This window comes from Anabaena sp. CS-542/02 (assembly GCF_028331085.1).
Classification (GTDB): Bacteria; Cyanobacteriota; Cyanobacteriia; order Cyanobacteriales; family Nostocaceae; genus Anabaenopsis; species Anabaenopsis arnoldii.
This window is the reverse complement of the sequence record NZ_JAQMTM010000095.1, coordinates 1-7,901: the sequence shown is the minus strand read 5'-3', so window position 1 is coordinate 7,901 and position 7,901 is coordinate 1. Positions and strand designations below refer to the sequence as shown.

Sequence of the window (7,901 nt, the reverse complement as noted above, 5' to 3'; positions counted from 1 at the left end):
GAAATTAACTGCATCCGCGCTGGGTCTAGCTTCAAAGTAATTAACAATCGTAAACATTCCGCCTTTACCTGGGGACGTTCCGACGGGGGTATCTTCATTTTAGCCATTAAAGCCGCTGCTACGGGGTTAGACTGGGTTAAATAATCTCGCCAACGCAGTTGATTTAATTGGATGGCTTTAAAATTAAAATCAAGTACCTGTAAGTCAGAAAAAGCTAGTTGATAATTTTCTGGTTCCCGACGTTGGGGTTCATCAAAGGAAAAAATCACCACCGGATAAATGGGTAAATCATATTTTTCATGTAAGCGGGCGAAATATTTAAACATCCGCTTGGCAAAATCTGACTGACTGTAAGATTGATTTTCAACGTGAATTAAAAAATAAGTCTCTTGCTCCTGGTATCGCACCTGCGCCAATAAGTCAATTTCTTTTTTATCTCCCGAAGTCACATCATTAAAGACTTCCTGGGGTAAAAACTGAATAGATTCTCGGTCAATTTCTCTGACTACTTGGGGGAGAAATAACTCTAAGAATTCCACAAAGAAGGTAGAAATTAATTCTTTAAATAACCGGTCATGGTCAATCATCCCAGCAGTTCCTCTAAAAGGTGGTTTTATAACTTGTCAACAGGTAATTTTCATCTTAGAGGATGTTTGGAAAGTGTTAAACAGGTAATTTTTATATTAGGGAATAGGGAATGGGGAATGGGGAACGCACAAAAAACAATAAAATCCAGTTCCCTCCCCTTACAAGGGGAGGGTGAGGGTGGGGTGAAACAATAGTTGATACACTCATCATGACTTATCAAACATCCTCTGAGGGTGGGGTCAAAGATATTTGCATCAAATCTCTGGCTTTAATCTTGCCCATATCTTATATGATATCTCCTAAAATCTCCTCTGCTTTTAAATGAAAATGCTCAATTTTAATTAAAGGTTCCCAACCCAATCTCACCGGGTTTTTAATAGTCACCACCCTAGGAGAAGACGCACAATTAAACACCACATATAACCAATAATCATGCTGTAATCTTTCCGCGGTTTTATATTCATTTGTCGTCAAGGCCACTGAGCCAATATTCCCCCGTCCCTTAACTTCAATAAACCTCACTTCACTAGCTTTTAAAGGATCGCCAGAGTCTGGTTGACGGGAGATTAAATCAAAACCCCGGTTTTCTGCTTCCACACTCACAACCTCCCAACCTCTAGCTTGTTCATATTCTATCACTGCTTGAATGGCAATTTTTTCAATTTGCTCATCAGCAACCATGGGCGCAATTTCTGGGGATGTTCTTTGGGGATGGGGTAACACCCAAGCCCGCCCATGATGATTAATACTAGTAATAGTACAACTGGCTTCTTTTTGCAATTCTTCCCGACGTTGTTCTAAGCGACCATTTAATTCAAATAGTCGGTCTTCTAATTGTTTAATCCGCCCTTCTAATCCCTGTTCTTTAGAACCAGATTCCTTAAGTTCAAACAACTCTGCATATTGAATCTGGATCTTATTTATAATCACATTCAGACTAATTTCTATATGCTGGGAAATTGTCGTGACTTCCTTTTGTCTTTGGGTGCGAATTTCTGTTAAAAAGCTATTTAATTCCTGTTCAACTAATGCTTGTTCTACCTGTTCGCGACTGGGTAAATTACTATCATCTGGTATGGAATTAACCCAGTTACCATTGTCCTCACCTTCCCCACTGGTACTAGGTACTAAATCTAAAAATATAGTTGGTTGACGGATGGTGATTTTTCCATCTAACTCTGTCTGGACTACATATAAACGTTCATGGAGTTTATTACCCCGTCCATCACCAATCCCGGCGGAAAATACATCTAACCTCCCTGGGGTGTGACGATGTAAATCAAAAAATACCGCACCCCGGCGCAGGTCTTCCTGTACTTTGGTAGCAACTTCCTCCCGGACACATTCAAATAGGGGATGTCCTGGGGTGACCCATTCTAATGTGGGGTCATTTGTCAATATCTGTTTATCAAAGGTAATCTTTTTATACTCTCGCCCCAATTTACCAAAGCGAGTTTCTAACTTATCTCCCGTTCCCCACAAGGTGCGCGGAACCCGCCCAATTTTATATATTTTCCTACCCTTCCCTGTTTCCTTGGGATGAATCCCCGTTATGGGTGCTGCTTCGACAAAGAAATCATGGATGACTTCGGGAACTAATCGCCGTTCCTTAGCTTCAGCAGATTTACTGATAATTTGTGATAAGTTTAATTCCCGTTTGGCTAGTCCTTCCAAGGCAGAATCACTAATTTTACGGAAATGTTCTGTATCTACTTGTTCTACAATCCGATCAAGAATTGCCCCCTCAGTCAGGTTATGGGCGTACATATCCCGCATCATCTTTTCTAACTCATTGGCCGGGAAAATATCACCTAGGACGTTAAATACTTTACCGGTTCTTTCCGGGTCTAAATCCCTTTCAATGGCGCGAATCCGCTCAAACAGCTTCCATAGTACCTTACCTTCAGTGGTATTAATAGCAACAAAGTTAAAAATTAAACAATCTTTATCCTGTCCGTAGCGGTGAATACGTCCCATCCGCTGCTCTAATCTTACCGGATTCCAGGGGATATCATAATTAATCATGAACCAGCAGAATTGTAAATTAATTCCTTCTCCCGCTGCTTCCGTCGCTACCAGTACCTGACACTCTTCTTTAAATTTCCGTTCGGAATAAATGCGAGTGTTGGGTGTATCTCGATCGCCTATTTTCATTGTTCCATGAATTTGGGTCACCGATAAACCCCAAGCTTGTAATTTCCCTACTAGATAATCTAAGGTGTCCTTATGCTCAGTAAAAATGAGCATTTTCATCTTAGGGTCTTGAAAAATTCCCTCCTGGGTAATTACTTCTTTGAGTTTGACTAATTTAGATTCTACTTCCCGTTTTTCTAAGCTCAATGCTTGACTAATTAAACCAGTTAATTTCAAAATCTCCGTCTGTAAAGCAATGGGGTCAATAGAAGCTACCACACCTTCTAAATCCCCCATAATTTTTTCCTGTTCTGTGTCTAATAAATCCTCAAAATCATCGGGAAGCTTTTTTTTAATTTGCTCTTGACGATGAGCTTCTGGGTCTTCTAAAATTCTTTGGCGTTTATCGCGCATTCGTTCTAAACTGCGCCGCACAGCGTAAATACTAGAAGCAAAGCGACGTTGTAACATCGCCATAGTAAAACCCAATGCTCTACCTTTAGCTGTATCATCCGTTGCAGCTTTGATTGATTGGTCTTCTACATAGTCTGTCAGTGCATGATAAAATTCTAATTCTTCCGCGTCAATTTGAAACTCAATAGTATCAACTTTGCGATTAGTGAATAATTTTTTAACAATACCGGTTTCTGCATCGGGAAATGTTTTTAAAGATTCTTTGGTACGACGCAGGTAAAAAGGAGCATGATTTTGATTAATTGCAGCTTGTAAACTTTGCACATCTCCATACACATCTCTATCTAATAATTCTAGGAATAAACAAAAGTTTTTCGGGTCGCCCTTATGGGGGGTAGCGGTCATTAATAAATAGTGGTCGGTAATTTGGGAAAGTTCTTCACCCAGTTTATAGGCTAAGGTTTTCTTACCGGAACTGTAAGCACTCATTTTATGTGCTTCATCCACTATAATTAAATCCCAGTTACTTCTTAATAAACTATCTTTTGCATCTTGAATGCGAGAAACCCAAGATACAGAAGTGATCACTTGACTTTTGTCTTGCCAAGGATTAGAACCATAATTAGCCCGCAGAACATCACCCCGGATCACCTCAAATTCTTCGCGAAATTTGTCTTTTAGTTCTCGTTGCCATTGAAATGTCAGGTTGGCGGGTGTAATAATTAGGGTACGTTTCACCAGTCCCCTAGCTTTTAATTCTTTCAGCAGCAACCCCGCCATAATAGTTTTACCCGCTCCGGGGTCATCGGCAAGTAAAAACCGCAACCTTGGCTGTTTTAAAAAATACTCATAAACCGCCTCTAATTGATGGGGGAGGGGGTCTACCCGGGCGATCGCCAAGGCAAAATAAGGATCATATTCGTAAGCTAACCCCAAACGCAGAGCTTCCACACCGAACCGAAAATACTGGGCGTTACCATCAAAGGGTTCTCTTTCCGGTGTAGCTTGTAACTGTTCCAACTGTTCAGCGTTGAGTATGGGTTGATAAACCTGATTAGTTTTGAGTCCTCTACCCGTGAGTTTAACTGCTGTCCCCATTGTTTTCACGGACAATACCTGTACTGGTTCTGGAAAGATGGAACCACGCACAATTACATCTTCTTGTAGTTGGTCAATTTTCATGGGGTTACCTCTGAATACTCAGTAGTATATCTGTTACCAATACTTGACTGATGATATCAGTATAAACACATTTAGGTAAACTTTATAGTTAAAATTGTTGTACTTAAAGGTCATAAAACTTAAGAGATTAACTAAATATTTTTACATAAAACAACTTCTTAGGGTAGGTAAAAAAGCCGACTCCTCCCTACTTACAAGGGTAGGTTTTTTACATAGAGATTTATAATAGGGAAAGACTTGGCAGACAAGGAAGAAGAACCAAGAAAAATAAAAACCCATGAAGATTTAGTGATATATCAAAAAGCGTTTAATGCGGCGATGACAATTTTTGAATTATCAAAACAGTTTCCTGCGGAAGAAAGATATTCTCTGACTGACCAAATACGTCGTTCTTCTCGTTGAGTATGTGCGAATTTTGCACAGACATGGAGAAAAAGAAGGTATCAAGCATCATTTATAGCTAAATTAAATGATTGTGAATCGGACAATACTCAATCAATTGCTTTTAATAGCTCTTAAAGGGGTGTTTTTTCACGCATTGGCATAACTTCCTTGTCTACTTTCCCTCCTTGTCTTCCTAGTCTTGCCCTGACGACAATGTAAAAAACCTACCCTGATAAGAGGAGGGGACTGGATTTTCTGGTTTCAGGATGAGCGCTGATTAATTTTCAACCAGGTAAAAACTTGCTGTGATGTCAGGTTTAAATCGACTCCTGCTAAAACTTGCACAGGGGAAGCTCCTCTACAAATCTGAGGTTGTTGGTCTGGGGTCAAAATCAGCACAGAATAATCATCTGGATCAACCATCCACCCCAACTGACAACCATGTTTTAAACAATACAAAAGATTATCAATCACCCGATTCGCCTTCTGATCAGGGGAAAGAATTTCAATAGACCAATCAGGGGGTGCTGTAAAATTATCCTCCGGTTCTCCCACTTCGTTGACTGCAATTCGCGACCAAGCAATTACAGCGATATCAGGAACAATAGATCGCCCGGCGAAAGTACAACGCAGTTCAGGTAAGGCCGTATATACTTGGCTATGACTATCAACTTCAGTTAACAGGCGCTTTTGTAAAATAGAGTGGCGAGTTTTTGGCATTGGTTTTTGCATGGCTTCCCCGTCCATGTATTCCCATGCTGGGGATTCCTCTACACAGGGAAGTTTCAGAAATCCATCAATTGTCAGAGTTTGGGGGGAAAAGGTAGTCATGGTTTGGGAACTCGGCTTTTACTGTAGAATTACACAGGAGAGCAGCCAGATAAAATACTGTGCATATTGACAACTGCACCAATCACAGCGATCGCCGGGGCGGTAAATCCAGTGGCTGTAACTTGGGCAATAATAGTTTCTAGGGTTCCAATCAATTCTTGTTGTTCTGGTCGTGTCCCCCAACGCACTAAAGCAATGGGTGTTGCACAATCCAGCCCAGCTTGGCTTAATTGTTCCACAATATAAGGCAGATTCTGAACCCCCATGTAAATCACAATAGTTTGTGAACCTTGGGCGATCGCCTGCCAATTTACCTGGGGTTTATACTTATCCACTGATTCATGCCCTGTAACAAAAGTTACAGAAGAACTATATAATCTATGGGTTAAAGGTATACCAGCATAGGCAGGAGCCGCCACACCAGATGTAATACCCGGCACAACCTCCACAGGTACACCAGCAGCCACTAAATCCGCCATTTCCTCCCCCCCACGACCGAAGATAAAAGGGTCACCGCCCTTGAGTCGCACAACTAGGGGGTATTCTTGGGCTTTGGTAATTAATAACTGGGTAGTTTCTGACTGTAATAATGAATGTCTCCCCATGCGCTTACCGGCGTTGATTTTTTCCGCTAGGGGGTTAATCATGTCTAAAATCTCTGGACTAACCAAAGCATCATAAATCACCACATCAGCACATTCTAATAAACCCTTACCCTTGAGGGTCATTAGTCCTGGGTCTCCTGGCCCCGCACCTAATAAATAAACCTTACCCGTCACCGTGCGGCTCATGTATCTATTAAATCCCCAATTATCTCAGCTAATTCTGGACTTGCTCCCAAAGGCGCAGCCAGTTGGAAGGTCACAGTAGGAAATTGTAATTTTAGCCTTTCTAGGGACTGAGCGATCGCATCAGTTATGCCACCTGTAAATAAAAAGTAGGGTAAAATTGCCAATTTTGTCTGTCCTGCAGCCACTAAAGCCTGGATACGTGATTCTAAACTAGGAGCTACAGCCCAATAAGCAGTTACTGCACCCAACTGAGCCGCCATGGTTTCTATAGGCTCTAGGGAACCGGGACGACGGCTACCATGGGCTAATAAAATAGTGGTTTGCGCCCCCATTCTAGCCATTTCTTGGGATAGCAAAGTAACTAAATCCTGGTGACTACCTAAATGGGGGTGTTGATGAATAATTATATCTTCACCCAGAGCCTGTTGTGCCAAAGCAATCTGCTCAGGAATATCCGCCATCACATGGACACCCGGTAACAGAAACAGTGGGACAATTTCTAAGGAACCAACCCCATCCAAAAAAGCAATACTAGCAAAGTCTTTAATCTGCTGATGTAAAGGCTGTGGTTGTAATTCCAGAGCAGCTATACCTACCAAATGTTTACCATTACCCAGTTGCGCAGATACCAACTGTCCTAATTCCTCCATAGCCACTTGGGGGCGGGGGTCACGACTACCATGGGATACCAGTAAATATGCAGATGTCATAATCATTGCTGCTTGGCAGTATAAGTATAAAAGTTATTAAAAGCTCCTACGGTTTCAAATTTATATAACGGTATCCAGGAACTGATTTTTAAATCAGTGCTGTAAACACTAAAAATGACAAAATCCTGCTTTTGGGTACTCCGTGCGAGGATATCCCGCATTTGGGGAATAGTTTGATCTACCAGATTGTCACATTGAGACTTGATTAAATTTTCTAAAAAATTGCTGGTTTTCTGGCAAACGTCCACCTTTAAATATTCTGTCAGCCGTTGTGTGGCATACTCTTCATATTCAGCCTGAGAAGGATTGGTCATGGCCATTGCTACCCCCAAGGCTAGTAGTCCTATAACTCCCGAACATCCGATAGTTGTAAGTGCTTTCATGGTTTCTGGCTTAAACTCACTATAGTTATCCGAGTGGAATTTGAGAAAATCCGCCGCTTGAAAAAAAAGTCTTGATCATTTTCTGAATATCGTGCTATAATCCCTAGTATACAATGGCGAGCGTAGCCAAGTGGTTAAGGCAGTGGTTTGTGGTACCACCATTCGTGGGTTCAAGTCCCATCGTTCGCCCTCATTTACAAAAAATTTGATTAACAGTCTAGAGTACTAGAGAATTTGCCATAATAACCCTAAGAGGATATTTGATAAGTTTTCAAAAGGTAATTTTTATCTTAGGGAACAGGGAACAGGGAACACCGAAGGATTGGGAAGGATTGGGGAACACAGAAAAAACAATAAAATCCAGTCCCCTCCCCTGACAAGGACAAGACTTGGTGGACAAGGTGGACAAGGTGACAAGGGAGAAAAACAGTACAAAGTCTGTATTTTTAGTAAGAAAAATAGCCCCTTAAAAGACCATTGTCCGT

At 41.3% G+C, this 7,901-nt stretch carries 6 protein-coding genes, 1 tRNA gene and 1 pseudogene; 2 read left to right on the top strand and 6 right to left on the bottom strand.

The genetic code is table 11. From position 1 onward, the window contains the following. Positions 1–587 (bottom strand): Rpn family recombination-promoting nuclease/putative transposase (locus PN447_RS11090; RefSeq protein ID WP_271763075.1); only part of this gene is annotated, 587 nt, incomplete at its 3' end. Positions 588–873: 286 nt separating this feature from the next. Continuing rightward, complete coding sequence (locus tag PN447_RS11085; protein WP_271763073.1) at positions 874–4,317, bottom strand: helicase-related protein; 3,444 nt, start codon at positions 4,315–4,317, stop codon at positions 874–876. 267 nt (positions 4,318–4,584) lie between these two features. On the opposite strand from PN447_RS11085, the pseudogene PN447_RS11080 reads away from it, so the two are divergent. After that, positions 4,585–4,815: pseudogene (locus PN447_RS11080) on the top strand (four helix bundle protein); the annotation flags it as partial. Positions 4,816–4,962: 147 nt separating this feature from the next. Here PN447_RS11080 and PN447_RS11075 read toward each other — a convergent pair. Genes PN447_RS11075 through PN447_RS11060 form a run of 4 tightly spaced genes read right to left on the bottom strand, consistent with a single transcriptional unit; the run spans position 4,963 to position 7,416 of the window. Beyond that, the gene (locus tag PN447_RS11075) at positions 4,963–5,532 is read right to left on the bottom strand and encodes a Uma2 family endonuclease (protein ID WP_271763071.1); all 570 of its coding nucleotides are present in this window, start codon (positions 5,530–5,532) and stop codon (positions 4,963–4,965) included. 29 nt (positions 5,533–5,561) lie between these two features. After that, positions 5,562–6,323 (bottom strand): uroporphyrinogen-III C-methyltransferase, encoded by a 762-nt coding sequence (cobA, locus tag PN447_RS11070; protein WP_271763070.1) that lies wholly within the window; start codon positions 6,321–6,323, stop codon positions 5,562–5,564. Next, positions 6,320–7,033, bottom strand: a complete 714-nt coding sequence (locus tag PN447_RS11065; protein ID WP_271763068.1) for a sirohydrochlorin chelatase — start codon at positions 7,031–7,033, stop codon at positions 6,320–6,322. Before PN447_RS11065 ends, cobA begins: the two co-directional genes overlap by 4 nt. A gap of 2 nt (positions 7,034–7,035) precedes the next feature. Next, positions 7,036–7,416, bottom strand: a complete 381-nt coding sequence (locus tag PN447_RS11060; RefSeq protein WP_271763067.1) for a DUF4359 domain-containing protein — start codon at positions 7,414–7,416, stop codon at positions 7,036–7,038. A gap of 116 nt (positions 7,417–7,532) precedes the next feature. Between PN447_RS11060 and PN447_RS11055 the strand changes: the two genes are divergently transcribed. Next, positions 7,533–7,605, top strand: a tRNA-His gene (locus PN447_RS11055). Positions 7,606–7,901: the final 296 nt, after the last annotated feature.

What these genes read in the sequence shown, in the direction of transcription:
- PN447_RS11085 (WP_271763073.1), bottom strand. Translation starts at nt 4,317, where the DNA reads ATGAAAATTGACCAACTACAAGAAGATGTAATTGTGCGTGGTTCCATC.
- PN447_RS11075 (WP_271763071.1), bottom strand. Translation starts at nt 5,532, where the DNA reads ATGACTACCTTTTCCCCCCAAACTCTGACAATTGATGGATTTCTGAAA.
- cobA (WP_271763070.1), bottom strand. Translation starts at nt 6,323, where the DNA reads ATGAGCCGCACGGTGACGGGTAAGGTTTATTTATTAGGTGCGGGGCCA.
- PN447_RS11065 (WP_271763068.1), bottom strand. Translation starts at nt 7,033, where the DNA reads ATGACATCTGCATATTTACTGGTATCCCATGGTAGTCGTGACCCCCGC.
- PN447_RS11060 (WP_271763067.1), bottom strand. Translation starts at nt 7,416, where the DNA reads ATGAAAGCACTTACAACTATCGGATGTTCGGGAGTTATAGGACTACTA.